The following is a 17,324-nucleotide window of genomic DNA, read 5'->3' as shown; positions in this document are numbered from 1 at the left end:
TCAGCGCTGCGTAGCGGCGAGGGATTCCCGCGCCTTGTCGGCCACGTTCTCCGGAGTGAAGCCGTACTCGCGGAACAGGACCTTGCCGTCCGCGGACGCGCCGAAGTGCTCCAGGGAAACGATGCGGCCGGCGTCACCCACGTACTTGTGCCAGGTCAAGCCGATGCCCGCCTCCACGGCGACGCGGGCCTTGACCGACGGCGGCAGCACGGAATCCCGGTACCCCTGGTCCTGCTCCTCGAACCACTCGACCGACGGCATCGAGACCACACGGGTCGGCACACCCTCGGCCTGGAGCTGCTCACGCGCCTCCACGGCCACGTGCACCTCGGAACCGGTGGCGATCAGGATCACCTGCGGCTCGCCACCCTCGGCCTCGAACAGGACGTAGCCGCCCCGCGCGGCGTCCTCGTTGGGCTCGTACGTCGGCACGCCCTGGCGGGTCAGCACCAGGCCGGTCGGGGCGCCCTTGCCGAACTCCTTGGTCCAGCGCTTGAGCACCTCGCGCCAGGCGGTCGCGGTCTCGTTGGCGTCCGCCGGGCGGACCACGTTCAGACCGGGGATCGCGCGCAGCGCGGCCAGGTGCTCCACCGGCTGGTGGGTCGGGCCGTCCTCGCCGAGACCGATCGAGTCGTGCGTCCAGACGTACGTCACCGGAAGGTGCATCAGCGCCGACAGGCGGACGGCGTTGCGCATGTAGTCGGAGAAGACGAGGAACGTACCGCCGTAGACGCGGGTGTTCCCGGCCAGGGTGATGCCGTTCATCTCGGCGGCCATGGCGAACTCACGGATGCCGAAGTGGATCGTGCGGCCGTACGGGTTCGCCTCCGGCAGCGGGTTGCCCGCCGGGAGGAAGGAGCTGTCCTTGTCGATGGTCGTGTTGTTCGACCCGGCGAGGTCGGCGGAGCCGCCCCACAGCTCGGGGATGACCGGGCCGAGCGCCTGGAGGACCTTGCCGGAGGCGGCACGGGTGGCCACGCTCTTGCCGGTCTCGAAGACCGGGATCTTCAGCTCCCAGCCGGTCGGCAGGGCGCCCTCACTGATGCGGTCGAACTCGGCCGCGCGGTCGGCGTTGTTGTCGCGCCAGACCTGGAAGCCCTTCTCCCACTCCGCCTTGGCCTGCCGGCCGCGCTCCAGGGCGCCGCGGGTGTGGTTCAGGACCTCGTCGGCGACGGCGAAGCTCTGCGCCTCGTCGAAGCCGAGGACGCGCTTGGTGGCCGCGACCTCGTCGTCACCGAGGGCGGAGCCGTGCGCGGCCTCGGTGTCCTGGGCGTTCGGCGCGGGCCAGGCGATGATCGAGCGCATGGCGATGAAGGACGGCCGGTCGGTGACCGCCTTGGCCTCCTCGATCGCCGCGTAGATCGCCGCCGGGTCGAGGTCGCCGTCGGCCTTGGGCTCGACGCGCTGGACGTGCCAGCCGTACGCCTCGTACCGCTTCATCGTGTCCTCGGACACGGCGGTCTCGGTGTCGCCCTCGATCGAGATGTGGTTGTCGTCCCACAGCAGGATCAGGTTGCCGAGCTTCTGGTGGCCCGCCAGCGAGGACGCCTCGGCGGAGATGCCCTCCTGGAGGCAGCCGTCACCGGCGATGCAGTAGATGTAGTGGTCGAACGGGGACGTGCCCTCGGGCGCGTCGGGGTCGAACAGGCCCCGCTCGAAACGGGATGCCATCGCCATGCCCACCGCGTTGGCCACACCCTGGCCCAGCGGACCGGTGGTGGTCTCGACGCCCTTGGTGTGCCCGTACTCCGGGTGACCCGGAGTCTTCGAGCCCCAGGTGCGGAAGGACTTCAGGTCGTCCAGCTCCAGGCCGAAGCCGGCCAGGTAGAGCTGCGTGTAGAGGGTCAGGGACGAGTGACCGGCGGACAGCACGAAGCGGTCGCGGCCCACCCACTGCGGGTCGGCCGGGTCGTGCCGCATCACCTTCTGGAAGAGGGTGTAGGCGGCCGGGGCCAGGCTCATCGCCGTGCCGGGATGGCCGTTGCCGACCTTCTGTACGGCGTCGGCGGCCAGGACCCGGGCGGTGTCCACGGCCCGCTGGTCCAGCTCGGTCCACTCAAGGTCTGTGGTGGTCGGCTTGGTGCTCACCCTGGGTCAGGGCTCCTCTCCACATGTCGTTCGCCGGTTCGCGGCGCGTGGCGCCCGCCGGCCGCCGGTGCACTGGTGTCCACCGGCCGTTGTCGAGCCTACCCCCGAGGGGACGTGCGTTTTTTCGAGTCATTCCAGACTGCCGGGACTCTTCGCGATCCGCCTCCCGACCGGCCCACGAGCCGCTTGGCACATGAATACGGAGCCGCTCGTCCGAGTGCTCAACCGAGCCGGGGGAGACCTCGGACGGGCGGCCTGGAGAGAGGTTCGCCAACACGAGCCGACCCCGGCGAAAAACCGGATATGGGCAACGTCTAAAGTGGCGTGGTACGCGCGAGCCTTTACCCCGCTTTCACACGGGAACGCTCGCTTGATGTCTCTGTCAGGGGTGTGCGTGACGGCCGTCGAATCCCGTCCTGGCGGCACTTCCCAGGCCCTTGAGGCTCTGGGGGAGGCCGGTCCCGGTACGAGCCGGAGCCCGGTTCACCGGTCGTTCGGAGCCCGCGTCAAGGGCTTCGTGGCGCTGACCAAGCCGCGGATCATCGAGCTGCTGCTCATCACCACGGTCCCGGTGATGTTCCTGGCCCAGCAGGGAGTGCCCGACCTGGGCCTCGTCCTGCTCACCTGCGTCGGCGGCTATCTGTCCGCGGGTGGCGCCAACGCGCTCAACATGTACATCGACCGCGACATCGACGCGCTGATGGACCGCACCTCGCAGCGGCCGCTGGTGACCGGGCTGGTGAGCCCGCGCGAGTGCCTCGCCTTCGGCATCAGCCTCGCGGTCGTCTCGACGCTGCTGTTCGGGCTGACCGTCAACTGGCTGTCCGCCTGGCTGTCGCTCGGTGCGCTCCTCTTCTACGTCGTCGTCTACACGATGATCCTCAAGCGGCGTACCTCGCAGAACATCGTCTGGGGCGGTATCGCGGGCTGCCTGCCGGTGCTGATCGGCTGGTCCTCGGTCACCAACTCGATGTCCTGGGCGCCGGTCATCCTCTTCCTGGTGATGTTCTTCTGGACGCCGCCGCACTACTGGCCGCTGTCCATGAAGGTCAAGGAGGACTACGCCCGCGTGGGTGTGCCGATGCTGCCCGTCATCGCCTCCAACAAGGTGGTCGCCCGGCAGATCGTGATCTATAGCTGGGTGATGGTCGCCGTCTCCCTGCTGCTGACCCCGCTCGGCTACACCGGCTGGTTCTACACCGTGGTCGCGCTCGCGGCCGGCGGCTTCTGGCTCTGGGAGGCGCACGGCCTGCAGAACCGGGCCAAGGCCGAGGTCACCGGAGGCAAGCTCAAGGAGATGCGGCTGTTCCACTGGTCGATCACCTACGTCTCCATCCTCTTCGTCGCCGTCGCGGTGGACCCCTTCCTGCGCTGACGTTCCTGTGCTGACGCTCCTGCGCTGACGACGAGGCCGACCCCTCCCGTCGCCCTTTTCTCTACTCGTCGGTAGCATCCTGGTCATGGCTGACACGGAGCAGGTTGACGCGAAGAGCGAGCGCAAGGTGAAGCGGCTCGCCCACCAGATCGGTACGTTCGCCAAGGCGCACGGCGGGGCCGAGGGGAATGTCGCTTACCTCGGTGAGCGCGGGGCGCGTATCGCCCTCGTGGGCGAGGACGGCGAGTGGGGCAACCTGGTCGCCCCCAGCGTGGAGATCGGGCGCCGGGCGGTGGAGAAGGCCGGGGTCACGCTCCAGGAGGAGTTCGACGGCGAGTTCGCGGCGAAGATCCGTACGTCTTCGTACGAGTGGAAGCGGATGGCTGGGATTCAGCTCTGAGTTCCGGGCTCGCGCCACCTGAACCACTCTCGCCCCGTTAGGACGGTCAAGCAGCACACCGTTCACGGGAGCCTCGATGATCGACACGCCCACGCTCGTGGATCAGTACTGCCATGGGGTGCTCAGGACCGAGCTGGGGCTCGGGACGTTCGAGGCGCGGCTCGGGCGGGAGGGGCCGGCCGCGCCGGGGACCACGTTGTTCGACACGCAGACGGGGTTCGCGGTGCGGCGCTGGTGTCCGCCGCTGCTCGGTCTGGAGCCGCACTGTCCGCCCGCCCGCTATCTGGCCCGACGCCGCGAACTGGGTGTGCTGGAGGCCGGGCGCAGGCTGCTGCGCGGGTCCGGGATCACCACCTACCTGGTCTCCAGCGGGCTGCCCGACGACCTCACCGGGCCCGAGGAGATGGCCGCCGCCGGTGACGCTGAGGCATGCGAGGTGGTCCGGCTGGAGCCGCTGGCCGAGCAGGTCGCGGACACCTCGGGCACGGTCGCCGCGTTCCTTGCCAATCTGGCCGAGTCGGTGCACGGGGCCGCCACGCACGCCGTCGCCTTCGCCGCCACGGCCTCCCTGGCCGGCGGAGGGCCCGCCCTCGCCCCCGAGCCGCCGGGACCCGGTGCGGTACGCGGTGCCGCCGCCCGCTGGCTGGCGGGGCGGCGCGTGGGGGAGGAGCTGACCGACCCGGTGCTGCTGAGCCACCTGCTGTGGATCGCGGTCGCCACGGGCCGCCCGCTCCAGTTGCACGCCGGCCCCGAGGAGCCCGGCCTGCGCACCGACCCCGCCCCGCTCACCACCTTCGTACGGGCCACCGCCGGGCTCGGCACCGACCTGGTGCTGCTGCCCGGCCTCTTCCACCACCGCTACGCGGCCCGGCTGGCCGCCGCTCACCCGCACGTCTACGCCGACTCCGGCGCCGCCCTCGCCCGTTCCGGTGCCCGCGCGGCCGCGATCCTCGCGGACATCCTGGAACTCGCGCCCTTCGGCAAGATCCTCTTCTCCACCGGCGCCCAGTCGCTCCCCGAACTCCATGTGGTCGGCGCACACCTCTTCCGCGAGGCCCTCGACCGGGTCCTCGGCACCTGGGTCACCGAGGGCGCCTGGTCCCCCGCGGACGCCCGCCGCGTCGCCCATCTCCTCGCGGCGGACAACGCCCACCGGGTGTACGGCCTGCGCTGAGGTCTGTACGGGCGGCCCCCCGTCCCCGACACTCGCCCCATGCCGACCGAAGCGCTCCTCGCCCGCTTCCTGGACGACCTCGCCCCCCTCCGCCCGCTCGCCGTCTGGGCCCACGGCTCACTGGGCGGCGGGGACTACCAGGAGGGCCGCAGCGACCTGGACCTGATCGCGGTCCTGCCAGGCCCGCCGACCCCGGCCTCCGTACGCCGGCTGATCGTGCTGCACCGGCACCTGCGCACCGAACCCCTCGCGGACAGGCTGCACTGCTCCTACCTGACCCCGTCCACCGCGGCCGATCCCGAGAGGTCCCATCTGACCTGGGCGCACGGCCGGATCAAGCGCCGCCCGGTCACCCCGGTGACCCGTAGCGAACTGCACGAGTTCGCAAGGGTGCTGCACGGGGCGCCGCCCGCCGCGTATCTGCCCCCGGTGCCGGACCGGGACCTGCGGGACTTCGTCGCGGCCGACCAGCGGGACTTCTGGCGCCCGGCCGTGGACGAGGAGCGGCTTTGGACCAAGGACATCTGGGTCGACCTCGGCCTGCTGACCTTCGCCCGCGCCACCGTCACCCTGCGCGAGGGGCGGCTGATCTCCAAGCGGCAGGCGCTCACCGAGCTGCCCGCACTGGGGGCGCCGCGCGAGGTCGTGGAGGACATCACGCGGCGGCGCTACGGGGAACAGGGCCCCGGACCCTCGCCGGACCACCGGGCGCGGCTGACCCGTGCCTTCCTGGGCCCGGCCATCGACGCGCTGGTCGCCGGATACCGCTGAGTCAGGCCGGCGTGCCCACGGACACCTCGGCCGCCGGACCGGGGACGGAGACCACGGACTCCGGGCGTTCGCGGAGGGAGAGGAGGACGCGGACGGTGGCGATCCACATAAGGCAGGAGCCGAACATGTGGAGGGCCACCAGGGCCTCGGGAAGGTGGGTGAAGTACTGGATGTAGCCGATGACGCCCTGGCCCAGCAGGATCAGGAACAGGTCGCGGGTGCGGTTCAGGGGGCCCCTGGGGGCGTCCACCGCCTTGAGGACGAACCACAGGGCGAAGGTCAGCGTCACCACGATCCACGCCAGCACCGCGTGCAGCTTGGCGATCATCTCCCAGTCCAGCGGGATGCGCGCCACCTCGGAGGAGTCGCCCGCGTGCGGACCGGCACCGGTCACCACCGTGCCGACCGCGATCAGCAGTACGGCCGCGCCCACCAGGAACCACACGAGCTGCCGTACCGCCCCGCCGACCAGCGGACGCGGCTCGCCGTCACCCTCACGCGTGCGCTGCCACATCACGGTGGCCACGGTGATCAGCGCCGTGGACAGCAGGAAGTGCGCGGCGACCGTGTACGGGTTGAGGCCGACCAGCACCACGATGCCGCCGAGCACCGCGTTGCCCATGACCACCCAGAACTGCGCCCAGCCGAGCCGGGTCAGGCCGCGCCGCCACGGCTTCTGGGAGCGGGCGGCGATGATCGCCCAGCCGACGGCGGCGCACAGCACGTAGGTCAGCATGCGGTTGCCGAACTCGATGACACCGTGCACGCCCATGGCGCGGGTGGTGGTCAGCGAGTCGTCGGTGCAGGTGGGCCAGGTCGGGCAGCCCAGACCCGAGCCGGTCAGGCGCACCGCGCCGCCGGTGACCACGATGACCACCGACATCACGAGTGCGGCGAGCGCGGCCCGGCGGACGGTCCGGGGGTCCGGGGTCCAGCGGTCGGCGATGAAGGCGAGCGGGTTGCGGAGCGCCGCTGCGGCGTCGGCGGGGGTCAGCTTTGGCACGCGCACCATCGTAAGGCGCCCGCTTGTGCACGCTTTCACGAGGGGGCGCCCAGGACCTTCGGGGCCTACTCCCAGCGGAAGAACCTGCCCGCCGCCGCGAGCCCCACGACCGCCCACACCGCGAGGATCGCCAGATCGCCCCAGGGCATCCCGGCGCCGTGCTGGAGCACGTCCCGCAGGCCGTCGGAGAGCGCGGAGATCGGCAGCAGCCCGAGGACGTGCTGCCCGGCGGAGCCGAACTTCTCCAGCGGCACGATCACCCCGCCGCCGACCAGCAGCAGCAGGAAGACCAGGTTGGCCGCGGCCAGCGTCGCCTCCGCCTTCAGGGTGCCCGCCATCAGCAGCCCGAGCCCGGAGAACGCGGCCGTGCCGAGGATCAGCAGGAGCAGGACGGCGGCCGGGTCGCCGTGCGGGGACCAGCCCAGCGCGAAGGCGATGACGGTCAGCAGGATCACCTGGAGCACCTCGGTGACCAGCACCGCGGCCGTCTTCGCGGTCATCAGCCCCCAGCGCGGCAGCGGCGAGGAGGCCAGCCGCTTCAGCACGCCGTAGCGCCGCTCGAACCCGGTGGCGATGGCCTGCCCGGTGAACGCCGTGGACATCACCGCCAGCGCCAGGATGCCGGGGGTGAGGAAGTCGACGGCCTTGCCGGACCCGGTGTCCACGATGTCCACGGAGCTGAACAGCACCAGCAGCAGGGTCGGGATCACCACCGTCAGCAGCAACTGCTCGCCGTTGCGCAGCAGCATCCGCGTCTCCAGCGCGGCCTGCGCGCCGATCATGCGGGGGAGCGGGGCCGCTCCGGGCCTGGGGGCGTACGTGCCCGGCGCGGTGGTCATGAGCGCAGCTCCTTGCCGGTCAGTTCCAGGAAGACGTCTTCGAGGGTGTGCCGCTCGACCGAGATCCGGTCCGGCATCACCCCGTGCTGCGCGCACCAGGAGGTCACCGTGGCGAGCAGTTGCGGGTCTATCTTGCCGGTCACCCGGTAGCTGCCCGGCGTCAGCTCGTCGGCCGTGCAGTCGGCCGGGAGCGCCTTGAGCAGCGAGGCGACGTCCAGACCGGGGCGTCCGCCGAAGCGCAGGGTGTTCTCGGCGCCGTCCCGGCACAGCTCCTCCGGGGAGCCCTGGGCGATGACCCGGCCGCCGTCGATGATCGCCACGTCGTCGGCGAGCTGTTCGGCCTCGTCCATGTGGTGGGTGGTGAGGATCACCGAGACGCCGTCGGTGCGCAGGTCCCGTACGAGGTCCCAGGTGGCGCGGCGGGCCTGGGGGTCGAGGCCCGCGGTCGGCTCGTCCAGGAAGACCAGCTCGGGGCGGCCGACGACGGCCATGGCGAGCGCGAGCCGCTGCTGCTGGCCGCCGGACAGCCGCCGGTAGGAGGTCCGGCCGCAGGAGCCGAGTCCGAGGCGCTCGATCAGGGCGTCCACGTCCAGCGGGTGCGCGTGCAGCCTGGCGACATGCCGCAGCATCTCGTCGGCGCGGGCGCCGGAGTAGACGCCGCCGGACTGGAGCATCACGCCGACGCGGGGGCGCAGCGCGGCCGCGTCCCGCAGGGGGTCGAGGCCCAGGACGCGCACCGTGCCGGAGTCCGGCCTCCGGTACCCCTCGCAGGTCTCGACCGTGGTCGTCTTGCCGGCGCCGTTGGGACCGAGTACGGCGGTCACGCCCGGCCGGGCCTCCAGGTCGAGGCCGTCCACCGCGGTCTTCCGCCCGTACCGCTTCACCAGGGCCTGGACCTGGACCACGGGGTCACTGTGCATGGGTCCAGAGTCTAGGGAGGCGCGGCGCGGCTCAGGCGCGGGGGTGCTGGAAACCGGCCTCGCGGGGGCGGTGCAGCGGGAGCCAGCGCTCGGCGTAGGCCACCGCGTCCGCGACCGGGAACAGCCGGGCCCCGGCCGCGCCGACCCGGCCCCGCAGGACCGGCCGGTCCCGCTCGAAGTCGTGGCCCAGTTCGTCGAAGCGGTCGGAGGTGATGGACACCTCGGTCACCGTCTCCCAGCCGCCGCGGCCGGGCCGGCCGACCTCCACCAGCGGCGCGGGTATCCGGTATTCGGCCAGGTGGAAGGCGGTGCAGGCGGGGTAGCCCGCGCCGAGCAGCAGCACCCGGGCGCCGAGCCGTTCCAGCCGGGCCAGCGGGCTGCGCTCACCGAGCCGGCAGGTGGGGGCGTGGCCGTCGGTGATCTCGGCGGCGCGCGGGCCGAGGGCGGCGAAGGAGGTCTGCGGGTGGGCGCTGCGCCGGGCGCCGGGCCAGGTGCGGAGGGTCTCCGGGATCACCCCGACCCCGCGTGAGGGGGTGGTGCGGGGGTCGTACACCGGCATGGTGGCCCGTACCGTCTCCCACCACTCGGGCGGCACCGGGGGCGCGTGCCACAGCTCGGGGTCGGAGAGGCCGGCGGACTGGGTGGGGACGACCAGGGTGCCGTCCGGGCCGAGGGCGTCGAGAAGGCCCTGGACGACGGCGACGGCACCTCCGTTCACCCACCCGAGGGAACTCAGCGTGGAGTGCACGAGCAGGGTCTCGCCGGGCTCCACACCCAGGGAACCGAGCTGTTCGGCGAGGGTGGCACGGGTGACCAGGGGGCCGTTCGGGACGGGGGTCGGCATGGCGCGGAGTCTGCCCGTCGGGGGGTCCGGGCGCCAGCGGTTTTGCCTGGTGAGGGGGGCCGCGATCGACGTCCGGGAGATCGTTTCCGCAGGTCAGGTTAGGTGGGCCTAAGTGACGCAGGGCACCGTCGATCGCTCCCGGTCCGGCTTGTCAGGCTCCGAAGAATTACGCAACAATAGCGTTGTGAAAAACGTCGGCGAGGCTCGGGAGACCCCTACGGGGCCCCAGGAAGAGCTAGCGACCGGTGAGCGTTCGACGCGCAACCGGGTCGCGCGGTCCATCCTGGACCACGGCCCGTCGACCGTCGCCGAACTGGCCGGCCGGCTGGGCCTCACCCAGGCCGCCGTGCGGCGGCACCTGGACGCGCTGGCCGCCGACGACGTCGTGCAAGCACGCGAGCAGCGGGTGTACGGAGCCCGTACCCGCGGCCGCCCCGCGAAGGTCTTCGCCCTGACCGCCTGCGGCCGGGACGCCTTCGACCAGTCCTACGACCAGCTCGCCGCCGACGCCCTGCGCTGGATCGCCGAGCGTGAGGGCGGGGACGAGGCCGTCGCCGCCTTCGCCCGCGCCCGCATCGCCGCCCAGGCCGCCACCTACCGCAAGGCCGTCGAGGGAGTGGAGCCGGAGCGCCGCGCCGAAGCCCTGGCCAGGGCCTTGACCGTGGACGGGTACGCTGCTACGGCACGCAGTGCCCCCCTCCCGCAACAGGGTGAGCAGCTCTGCCAGCACCACTGTCCGGTCGCCCACGTCGCCGAGCAGTTCCCCCAGCTCTGCGAGGCGGAGACGGAGTTCTTCGCCGAGCTGCTGGGGACCCACGTCCAGCGACTGGCGACCATCGCCCACGGCGACGGCGTCTGCACGACGTTCATCCCCAAGATTTCCAAGACCGACAAGTCCGATCAGAGCCACCACGCAAGCACGGCCGGGAGGAACCCCGCATGACGCTCCCCACGGAGACTGCCCACCCCGAACTCGAGGGCCTGGGCAAGTACGAATACGGCTGGGCCGACTCCGACGTAGCCGGCGCCTCGGCCAAGCGCGGCCTGAGCGAGGCCGTCGTCCGCGACATCTCGGACAAGAAGTCCGAGCCGGAGTGGATGACCAAGCTCCGCCTCAAGGGTCTGAAGCTGTTCGAGAAGAAGCCCATGCCCAACTGGGGCTCGGACCTCTCGGGCATCGACTTCGACAACATCAAGTACTTCGTGCGCTCCACGGAGAAGCAGGCGGAGTCCTGGGAGGACCTGCCCGAGGACATCAAGAACACCTACGACAAGCTGGGCATCCCCGAGGCCGAGAAGCAGCGCCTCGTCGCCGGTGTCGCCGCCCAGTACGAGTCGGAGGTCGTCTACCACCAGATCCGCGAGGACCTGGAGGAGCAGGGCGTCATCTTCCTGGACACCGACACCGCGCTCCGTGAGCACCCCGAGCTGTTCAAGGAGTACTTCGGCACGGTCATCCCGGTCGGCGACAACAAGTTCGCCTCGCTGAACACGGCCGTGTGGTCCGGCGGCTCCTTCATCTACGTGCCGAAGGGCGTGCACGTGGAGATCCCGCTCCAGGCCTACTTCCGGATCAACACCGAGAACATGGGCCAGTTCGAGCGGACGCTGATCATCGTCGACGAGGATGCCTACGTCCACTACGTCGAGGGCTGCACCGCGCCGATCTACAAGTCGGACTCGCTGCACTCCGCGGTCGTCGAGATCATCGTCAAGAAGGGCGCCCGCTGCCGTTACACGACCATCCAGAACTGGTCGAACAACGTCTACAACCTGGTCACCAAGCGCGCCGTCGCCTACGAGGGCGCGACCATGGAGTGGGTCGACGGCAACATCGGCTCCAAGGTGACCATGAAGTACCCGGCCGTCTACCTGATGGGCGAGCACGCCAAGGGCGAGACCCTCTCCATCGCCTTCGCGGGTGAGGGCCAGCACCAGGACGCCGGCGCCAAGATGGTCCACATGGCGCCCAACACGTCGTCCAACATCGTCTCGAAGTCGGTGGCGCGCGGCGGCGGCCGTACCTCCTACCGCGGTCTCATCGAGATCGGCGAGGGCGCGGCCGGATCGAAGTCCAACGTGCTGTGCGACGCGCTGCTCGTCGACACCATCTCCCGCTCGGACACCTACCCCTACGTCGACGTCCGCGAGGACGACGTCTCCATGGGCCACGAGGCGACCGTCTCCAAGGTCTCCGAGGACCAGCTCTTCTACCTGATGAGCCGCGGCCTCTCCGAGGACGAGGCGATGGCGATGATCGTGCGCGGCTTCGTCGAGCCGATCGCCAAGGAGCTGCCGATGGAGTACGCGCTGGAGCTCAACCGGCTGATCGAGCTGCAGATGGAGGGCGCGGTCGGCTGACCCGCCGCCCGCACCCCGGCACGCCACACACGCAGCCACCTACGCAAAGGAAAGCGAGCACCACGACAGCCATGGCTGAGCAGAACATCCCCGTGGGGTCCACCACCGCGGGCTCGATCGCGGTCGCCGCGGAGTCGACCGTCGCCACGCGCATGAGCGCGCCCCCCTCCTACGACGTCGCGGACTTCCCCGTCCCGCACGGCCGGGAGGAGGAGTGGCGGTTCACTCCGCTGGAGCGGCTGCGCGGCCTGCACGACGGCACCGCCGTCGCCACCGGCGAGGGCCTGAAGGTCGTCGTCGAGGCCCCCGAGGGCGTCACCGTCGAGAACGTCGGCCGTGACGACGCCCGGCTCGGCAAGGCCGGCACGCCGGTCGACCGCGTCGCCGCGCAGGCGTACTCCGCCTTCGAGCAGGCGTCGGTCGTCACCGTGCCCAAGGAGACCGTCCTCACCGAGCCGATCCGCATCGCGGTGCACGGCGAGGGCGGCACCGCCTACGGCCACCAGGTGATCGAGCTGGGCGCCTTCGCCGAGGCCCTCGTCGTCATCGACCACACCGGTGACGCGGTGCTCGCCGCCAACGTCGACTACGTGCTCGGTGACGGCGCCAAGCTGACCGTCGTCTCCGTCCAGGACTGGGACGACAAGGCCGTGCACGTGGCCCAGCACAACGCCCTGGTCGGCCGCGACGCCTCCTTCAAGTCCGTCGTGGTCACCTTCGGCGGCGACGTCGTCCGCCTCCACCCGCGCGTCAGCTACGCGGGCCCCGGCGGCGAGGCCGAGCTGTTCGGCCTGTACTTCACCGACTCCGGCCAGCACCAGGAGCACCGCCTCCTGGTCGACCACAACGCCCCGCACTGCCGGTCCCACGTGGTCTACAAGGGCGCGCTCCAGGGCGAGGGCGCGCACGCCGTCTGGATCGGCGACGTGCTCATCGAGGCCAAGGCCGAGGGCACCGACACCTACGAGATGAACCGCAACCTGGTTCTCACCGACGGCTCCCGCGTCGACTCGGTCCCCAACCTGGAGATCGAGACCGGCGAGATCGTCGGCGCCGGCCACGCCTCCACCACCGGCCGCTTCGACGACGAGCAGCTCTTCTACCTGATGGCCCGCGGCATCCCGGAGCACGAGGCCCGCCGCCTCGTGGTCCGCGGCTTCTTCGCCGAGCTGGTCCAGCAGATCGGTCTCCCCGACATCGAGGAGCGCCTGCTCGTCAAGATCGAGGAGGAGCTGGAGGCCGCGGTCGCATGACGACGACCTTCCAGCGCGTCTGCGGACTGAGCGAACTGTCGGAGGACACCCCCAAGCGGGTGGAACTCGACGGCACGCCGGTCTCCGTCGTGAAGACCGAGGGCGAGGTGTACGCGATCTACGACATCTGCTCGCACGCGAACGTCTCCCTCTCCGAGGGCGAGGTGGAGGACGGGCAGATCGAGTGCTGGCTGCACGGCTCCTGCTTCGACCTCCGCAGCGGCAAGCCGTCCGGCCCGCCCGCGACGCGCCCCGTCCCCGTATACCCCGTAAAGATCGAAGGGGACGACGTGCTCGTCTCCCTCACCCAGGAGTCCTGAGGCACCCATGGCAACGCTTGAAATCCGAGACCTGCACGTCACCGTCGAGGCCGACAACGCCACGAAGGAGATCCTCAAGGGCGTCGACCTCACCGTGAAGCAGGGCGAGACGCACGCCATCATGGGCCCCAACGGCTCGGGCAAGTCGACCCTCGCCTACTCGCTCGCGGGTCACCCGAAGTACACGATCACCGGCGGCACCGTCACCCTCGACGGCGAGGACGTCCTCGCCATGTCGGTCGACGAGCGCGCCCGCGCCGGCCTCTTCCTCGCCATGCAGTACCCGGTCGAGGTCCCCGGCGTCTCCGTCTCCAACTTCCTGCGCACCTCCGCCACCGCCATCCGCGGCGAGGCCCCCAAGCTGCGCACCTGGGTGAAGGAGGTCAAGGAGAACATGGAGCGGCTCCACATGGACCCCTCCTTCGCCGAGCGCAACGTCAACGAGGGCTTCTCCGGCGGTGAGAAGAAGCGCCACGAGATCCTCCAGCTCGAACTGCTCAAGCCGCAGGTCGCCATCCTGGACGAGACCGACTCCGGCCTCGACGTGGACGCCCTGCGCATCGTCTCCGAGGGCGTCAACCGCGTCCGCGAGACCGGCGAGACCGGCACCCTGCTGATCACGCACTACACGCGCATCCTGCGCTACATCAAGCCGGACTTCGTCCATGTCTTCTCCGGCGGCCGCATCGTCGAGTCCGGCGGTCCGGAGCTGGCCGACAAGCTGGAGAACGAGGGCTACGAGGCTTACACGAAGGGTGGCGTATCCGCGTGACAGAGCTGCCGGGCCTCCTCGACACCGAGGCGATCCGCAAGGACTTCCCCATCCTGGGCCGTGAGGTCCACGACGGGCGCAAGCTCGTGTACCTGGACAACGCGGCGACCTCGCAGAAGCCGCGCCAGGTGCTGGACGCCCTGAGCGAGTACTACGAGCGCTACAACGCCAACGTCCACCGCGGCGTGCACGTCCTCGCCGAGGAGGCCACGGCGCTGTACGAGGGCGCGCGTGACAAGGTCGCCGACTTCATCAACGCGCCCAGCCGCGACGAGGTGATCTTCACCAAGAACGCCTCCGAGTCGCTCAACCTCGTGGCCAACATGCTGGGCTGGGCCGACGAGCCCTACCGGGTCGACCACGAGACCGAGATCGTCATCACGGAGATGGAGCACCACTCCAACATCGTGCCGTGGCAGCTCCTCGCGCAGCGCACCGGCGCGAAGCTGAAGTGGTTCGGCCTCACCGACGACGGCCGGCTCGACCTGTCCAACCTGGACGAGATCATCACCGAGAAGACGAAGATCGTCTCCTTCGTGCTGGTCTCCAACATCCTGGGCACGGTCAACCCGGTCGAGGCGATCGTGCGCCGCGCCCAGGAGGTCGGCGCGCTGGTCTGCGTCGACGCCTCGCAGGCCGCGCCGCACATGCCGCTGGACGTACAGGCGCTCGGCGCCGACTTCGTGGCCTTCACCGGCCACAAGATGTGCGGCCCGACCGGCATCGGGGTGCTCTGGGGACGCCAGGAACTCCTGGAGGACCTGCCCCCGTTCCTCGGCGGCGGCGAGATGATCGAGACGGTGTCGATGCACTCCTCGACCTACGCGCCGGCGCCGCACAAGTTCGAGGCGGGCACCCCGCCGATCGCCCAGGCGGTCGGTCTCGGTGCGGCCATCGACTACCTGAACTCGATCGGCATGGACAAGATCCTCGCCCATGAGCACGCCCTCACCGAGTACGCGGTGAAGCGGCTGGGCGAGGTCCCCGACCTGCGCATCATCGGCCCCTCCACGGCCGAGGACCGCGGCGCGGCGATCTCCTTCACGCTCGGCGACATCCACCCGCACGACGTGGGCCAGGTCCTCGACGAGCAGGGCATCGCGGTGCGCGTCGGCCACCACTGCGCGCGGCCGGTCTGCCTGCGGTACGGAATTCCGGCGACCACCCGGGCGTCGTTCTATCTGTACTCCACGCCCGGCGAGATCGACGCACTGGTCGAGGGGCTGGAGCACGTACGGAACTTCTTCGGCTGAGAGGCGTGGGCTGACACCGTGAAGCTGGACTCGATGTACCAGGAAGTCATCCTGGACCACTACAAGCACCCGCACGGGCGTGGTCTACGGGATGGCGACGCCGAGGTGCACCACGTGAACCCGACGTGCGGCGACGAGATCACCCTCCGGGTGCGGTACGACGGTACGACGATCGCGGACGTCTCGTACGAGGGCCAGGGCTGTTCCATCAGCCAGGCCTCGGCGTCCGTGCTGAACGAACTGCTGGTGGGCAAGGACCTGCCCGAGGCGCAGAAGATCCAGGAGACCTTCCTGGAGCTGATGCAGTCCAAGGGCCGGATCGAGCCCGACGACGCGATGGAGGAGGTGCTGGAGGACGCGGTCGCGTTCGCCGGTGTCTCCAAGTACCCCGCGCGGGTCAAGTGCGCCCTCCTGAGCTGGATGGCGTGGAAGGACGCGACGGCCCAGGCCCTGGGCGAGGCCGGCGCGGACGCCGAAAGGAAGACGGCATGACCGACACCGCTGAGATGAAACCGGTCTCGGAGGAAGAACTCCGCGAGGCCCTGATGGACGTCGTCGACCCCGAGCTGGGCATCGACGTCGTCAACCTCGGTCTGATCTACGGCATTCACGTCGACGACGCGAACATCGCCACGATCGACATGACCCTGACCTCCGCGGCGTGCCCGCTGACGGACGTCATCGAGGACCAGGCCAAGTCCGTCACCGACGGCCTGGTCAGCGAGCTCCGCATCAACTGGGTCTGGATGCCCCCGTGGGGCCCCGACAAGATCACCGACGACGGCCGCGAGCAGTTGCGGGCGCTGGGGTTCAACGTCTGAGGTTTCCCTTTTCACGGTTGAGGCGGCGGTGCCCTCGGGTGCCGCCGCCTTCGCGTACCCGGCGCCGCACCGGTCAGGTACCGGTTAGGCCGCCACCCCGCTCCCACGTTAGGTTTTCCGCATGACCGACACTGCTTCCCGTACCACCGGCGCCGTCGCCGCCGGTCTCGCCACCATCGCCGCCGACGGCACCGTTCTCGACACCTGGTTCCCGGCGCCCGAGCTGGTCGCCGAGCCCGGTCCCTCCGGCAGCGAGCGGCTGTCCGCCGACCGGGCCGCCGAACTGCTGGGCGACAACGCGGTCTCCGCGCTCGGCCCGGACGCCCGGCGGGGCGTCGAGGTGGTCGCGGTCCGTACGGTCATCGCCTCGCTGGACGAGAAGCCGCTCGACGCGCACGACGTCTACCTGCGGCTGCACCTGCTCTCGCACCGCCTGGTCAAGCCGCACGGCCAGAGCCTGGACGGCATCTTCGGCCACCTCGCCAACGTCGCCTGGACCTCGCTCGGCCCGGTCGCGGTGGACGACATCGAGAAGGTGCGGCTGAACGCGCGCGCGGACGGCCTGCACCTCCAGGTCACCTCGATCGACAAGTTCCCCCGCATGACGGACTACGTCGCCCCCAAGGGCGTCCGCATCGCCGACGCCGACCGGGTCCGCCTCGGCGCGCACCTCGCCGCGGGCACCACGGTCATGCACGAGGGCTTCGTCAACTTCAACGCCGGCACCCTGGGCACCTCCATGGTCGAGGGCCGCATCTCCGCCGGCGTCGTCGTCGGCGACGGCTCCGACATCGGCGGCGGCGCCTCCACCATGGGCACCCTCTCCGGCGGCGGCAACGTCATCATCGCCATCGGCGAGCGCTGCCTGGTCGGCGCGGAGGCGGGCGTCGGCATCGCCCTGGGCGACGAGTGCGTGGTCGAGGCGGGCCTGTACGTCACGGCCGGCACCCGCGTCACGATGCCCGACGGCCAGATCGTCAAGGCCCGCGACCTCTCCGGCGCCTCCAACGTCCTCTTCCGCCGCAACTCGGTGACGGGCGCGGTGGAGGCCCGCCCGAACAACGCGGTATGGGGCGGCCTGAACGACATCCTGCACAGCCACAACTGACGTGCCACCCCCGAGCGCCCTC

General features: G+C 70.7%; 18 protein-coding genes. 13 read left to right on the top strand and 5 right to left on the bottom strand.

From position 1 onward, the window contains the following. A complete protein-coding gene (gene tkt / locus ACZ3HQ_RS28685; protein WP_467515323.1) occupies positions 1 to 2,088 on the bottom strand; it encodes a transketolase in 2,088 nt (695 codons plus the stop codon). Between the two features lie 388 nt (positions 2,089 to 2,476). Between tkt and ACZ3HQ_RS28680 the strand changes: the two genes are divergently transcribed. The 4 genes from ACZ3HQ_RS28680 (at position 2,477) to ACZ3HQ_RS28665 (ending at position 5,808) form a co-directional block, all read left to right on the top strand. Next, the gene (locus ACZ3HQ_RS28680) at positions 2,477 to 3,463 is read left to right on the top strand and encodes a heme o synthase (protein WP_467515367.1); all 987 of its coding nucleotides are present in this window, start codon (positions 2,477 to 2,479) and stop codon (positions 3,461 to 3,463) included. An 85-nt stretch (positions 3,464 to 3,548) separates the two neighbouring features. Further along, positions 3,549 to 3,863 (top strand): hypothetical protein, encoded by a 315-nt coding sequence (locus ACZ3HQ_RS28675; protein ID WP_467515320.1) that lies wholly within the window; start codon positions 3,549 to 3,551, stop codon positions 3,861 to 3,863. A gap of 76 nt (positions 3,864 to 3,939) precedes the next feature. Further along, positions 3,940 to 5,037 (top strand): amidohydrolase family protein, encoded by a 1,098-nt coding sequence (locus ACZ3HQ_RS28670; protein WP_467515318.1) that lies wholly within the window; start codon positions 3,940 to 3,942, stop codon positions 5,035 to 5,037. A 39-nt stretch (positions 5,038 to 5,076) separates the two neighbouring features. After that, on the top strand, positions 5,077 to 5,808 hold the full coding sequence (locus ACZ3HQ_RS28665) for a DUF4111 domain-containing protein (protein WP_467515316.1): 732 nt from the start codon (positions 5,077 to 5,079) through the stop codon (positions 5,806 to 5,808). Position 5,809: 1 nt separating this feature from the next. Here ACZ3HQ_RS28665 and ACZ3HQ_RS28660 read toward each other — a convergent pair whose 3' ends face one another. Genes ACZ3HQ_RS28660 through ACZ3HQ_RS28645 form a run of 4 tightly spaced genes read right to left on the bottom strand, consistent with a single transcriptional unit; the run spans position 5,810 to position 9,414 of the window. After that, positions 5,810 to 6,820, bottom strand: a complete 1,011-nt coding sequence (locus ACZ3HQ_RS28660) for a COX15/CtaA family protein (RefSeq protein ID WP_467515314.1) — start codon at positions 6,818 to 6,820, stop codon at positions 5,810 to 5,812. A 56-nt stretch (positions 6,821 to 6,876) separates the two neighbouring features. Next, positions 6,877 to 7,650, bottom strand: a complete 774-nt coding sequence (locus tag ACZ3HQ_RS28655) for an ABC transporter permease (protein WP_467515311.1) — start codon at positions 7,648 to 7,650, stop codon at positions 6,877 to 6,879. After that, the gene (locus tag ACZ3HQ_RS28650; protein WP_467515309.1) at positions 7,647 to 8,570 is read right to left on the bottom strand and encodes an ABC transporter ATP-binding protein; all 924 of its coding nucleotides are present in this window, start codon (positions 8,568 to 8,570) and stop codon (positions 7,647 to 7,649) included. The genes ACZ3HQ_RS28655 and ACZ3HQ_RS28650 overlap by 4 nt, the downstream gene beginning before the upstream one ends. Positions 8,571 to 8,601: 31 nt before the next feature. Beyond that, positions 8,602 to 9,414: an AAC(3) family N-acetyltransferase gene (locus ACZ3HQ_RS28645; RefSeq protein ID WP_467515308.1), complete on the bottom strand. Its 813-nt coding sequence runs from the start codon at positions 9,412 to 9,414 to the stop codon at positions 8,602 to 8,604. Between the two features lie 184 nt (positions 9,415 to 9,598). Between ACZ3HQ_RS28645 and ACZ3HQ_RS28640 the strand changes: the two genes are divergently transcribed. The 9 genes from ACZ3HQ_RS28640 to dapD all read left to right on the top strand — a co-directional run bounded on the left by ACZ3HQ_RS28640 (position 9,599) and on the right by dapD (position 17,302). Beyond that, positions 9,599 to 10,357 (top strand): helix-turn-helix transcriptional regulator, encoded by a 759-nt coding sequence (locus ACZ3HQ_RS28640; RefSeq protein ID WP_467515306.1) that lies wholly within the window; start codon positions 9,599 to 9,601, stop codon positions 10,355 to 10,357. Next, positions 10,354 to 11,775: a Fe-S cluster assembly protein SufB gene (gene sufB / locus ACZ3HQ_RS28635; protein WP_030815341.1), complete on the top strand. Its 1,422-nt coding sequence runs from the start codon at positions 10,354 to 10,356 to the stop codon at positions 11,773 to 11,775. Before ACZ3HQ_RS28640 ends, sufB begins: the two co-directional genes overlap by 4 nt. A 71-nt stretch (positions 11,776 to 11,846) precedes the next feature. Further along, entirely contained in the window at positions 11,847 to 13,028 is a 1,182-nt protein-coding gene (gene sufD / locus ACZ3HQ_RS28630; RefSeq protein WP_467515305.1) for a Fe-S cluster assembly protein SufD, read from the top strand. Further along, on the top strand, positions 13,025 to 13,348 hold the full coding sequence (locus ACZ3HQ_RS28625) for a non-heme iron oxygenase ferredoxin subunit (protein ID WP_086692713.1): 324 nt from the start codon (positions 13,025 to 13,027) through the stop codon (positions 13,346 to 13,348). The genes sufD and ACZ3HQ_RS28625 overlap by 4 nt, the downstream gene beginning before the upstream one ends. 7 nt (positions 13,349 to 13,355) lie before the next feature. Continuing rightward, the gene (gene sufC, locus ACZ3HQ_RS28620) at positions 13,356 to 14,120 is read left to right on the top strand and encodes a Fe-S cluster assembly ATPase SufC (protein WP_164192634.1); all 765 of its coding nucleotides are present in this window, start codon (positions 13,356 to 13,358) and stop codon (positions 14,118 to 14,120) included. Further along, positions 14,117 to 15,373, top strand: a complete 1,257-nt coding sequence (locus ACZ3HQ_RS28615; RefSeq protein ID WP_030815353.1) for a cysteine desulfurase — start codon at positions 14,117 to 14,119, stop codon at positions 15,371 to 15,373. Before sufC ends, ACZ3HQ_RS28615 begins: the two co-directional genes overlap by 4 nt. An 18-nt stretch (positions 15,374 to 15,391) precedes the next feature. Continuing rightward, positions 15,392 to 15,865 (top strand): Fe-S cluster assembly sulfur transfer protein SufU, encoded by a 474-nt coding sequence (gene sufU, locus ACZ3HQ_RS28610; RefSeq protein WP_467515303.1) that lies wholly within the window; start codon positions 15,392 to 15,394, stop codon positions 15,863 to 15,865. Continuing rightward, positions 15,862 to 16,194, top strand: coding sequence for a metal-sulfur cluster assembly factor (locus tag ACZ3HQ_RS28605; protein ID WP_031182020.1), 333 nt, complete (start codon positions 15,862 to 15,864; stop codon positions 16,192 to 16,194). The genes sufU and ACZ3HQ_RS28605 overlap by 4 nt, the downstream gene beginning before the upstream one ends. Before the next feature lie 121 nt (positions 16,195 to 16,315). Next, entirely contained in the window at positions 16,316 to 17,302 is a 987-nt protein-coding gene (gene dapD / locus ACZ3HQ_RS28600; protein WP_467515301.1) for a 2,3,4,5-tetrahydropyridine-2,6-dicarboxylate N-succinyltransferase, read from the top strand. Positions 17,303 to 17,324 lie beyond the last annotated feature (22 nt).

This window comes from Streptomyces sp. NPDC018263 (genome assembly GCF_055562575.1).
Note: the sequence above shows the minus strand (reverse complement) of the source record. Positions and strands in the feature narration are given on the sequence as shown.

What these genes read in the sequence shown, in the direction of transcription:
- dapD (WP_467515301.1), top strand. Translation starts at nt 16,316, where the DNA reads ATGACCGACACTGCTTCCCGTACCACCGGCGCCGTCGCCGCCGGTCTC.
- ACZ3HQ_RS28605 (WP_031182020.1), top strand. Translation starts at nt 15,862, where the DNA reads ATGACCGACACCGCTGAGATGAAACCGGTCTCGGAGGAAGAACTCCGC.
- sufD (WP_467515305.1), top strand. Translation starts at nt 11,847, where the DNA reads ATGGCTGAGCAGAACATCCCCGTGGGGTCCACCACCGCGGGCTCGATC.
- sufB (WP_030815341.1), top strand. Translation starts at nt 10,354, where the DNA reads ATGACGCTCCCCACGGAGACTGCCCACCCCGAACTCGAGGGCCTGGGC.
- ACZ3HQ_RS28675 (WP_467515320.1), top strand. Translation starts at nt 3,549, where the DNA reads ATGGCTGACACGGAGCAGGTTGACGCGAAGAGCGAGCGCAAGGTGAAG.
- ACZ3HQ_RS28665 (WP_467515316.1), top strand. Translation starts at nt 5,077, where the DNA reads ATGCCGACCGAAGCGCTCCTCGCCCGCTTCCTGGACGACCTCGCCCCC.
- ACZ3HQ_RS28655 (WP_467515311.1), bottom strand. Translation starts at nt 7,650, where the DNA reads ATGACCACCGCGCCGGGCACGTACGCCCCCAGGCCCGGAGCGGCCCCG.
- ACZ3HQ_RS28670 (WP_467515318.1), top strand. Translation starts at nt 3,940, where the DNA reads ATGATCGACACGCCCACGCTCGTGGATCAGTACTGCCATGGGGTGCTC.
- ACZ3HQ_RS28625 (WP_086692713.1), top strand. Translation starts at nt 13,025, where the DNA reads ATGACGACGACCTTCCAGCGCGTCTGCGGACTGAGCGAACTGTCGGAG.
- ACZ3HQ_RS28645 (WP_467515308.1), bottom strand. Translation starts at nt 9,414, where the DNA reads ATGCCGACCCCCGTCCCGAACGGCCCCCTGGTCACCCGTGCCACCCTC.
- ACZ3HQ_RS28660 (WP_467515314.1), bottom strand. Translation starts at nt 6,820, where the DNA reads ATGGTGCGCGTGCCAAAGCTGACCCCCGCCGACGCCGCAGCGGCGCTC.
- ACZ3HQ_RS28650 (WP_467515309.1), bottom strand. Translation starts at nt 8,570, where the DNA reads ATGCACAGTGACCCCGTGGTCCAGGTCCAGGCCCTGGTGAAGCGGTAC.
- sufC (WP_164192634.1), top strand. Translation starts at nt 13,356, where the DNA reads ATGGCAACGCTTGAAATCCGAGACCTGCACGTCACCGTCGAGGCCGAC.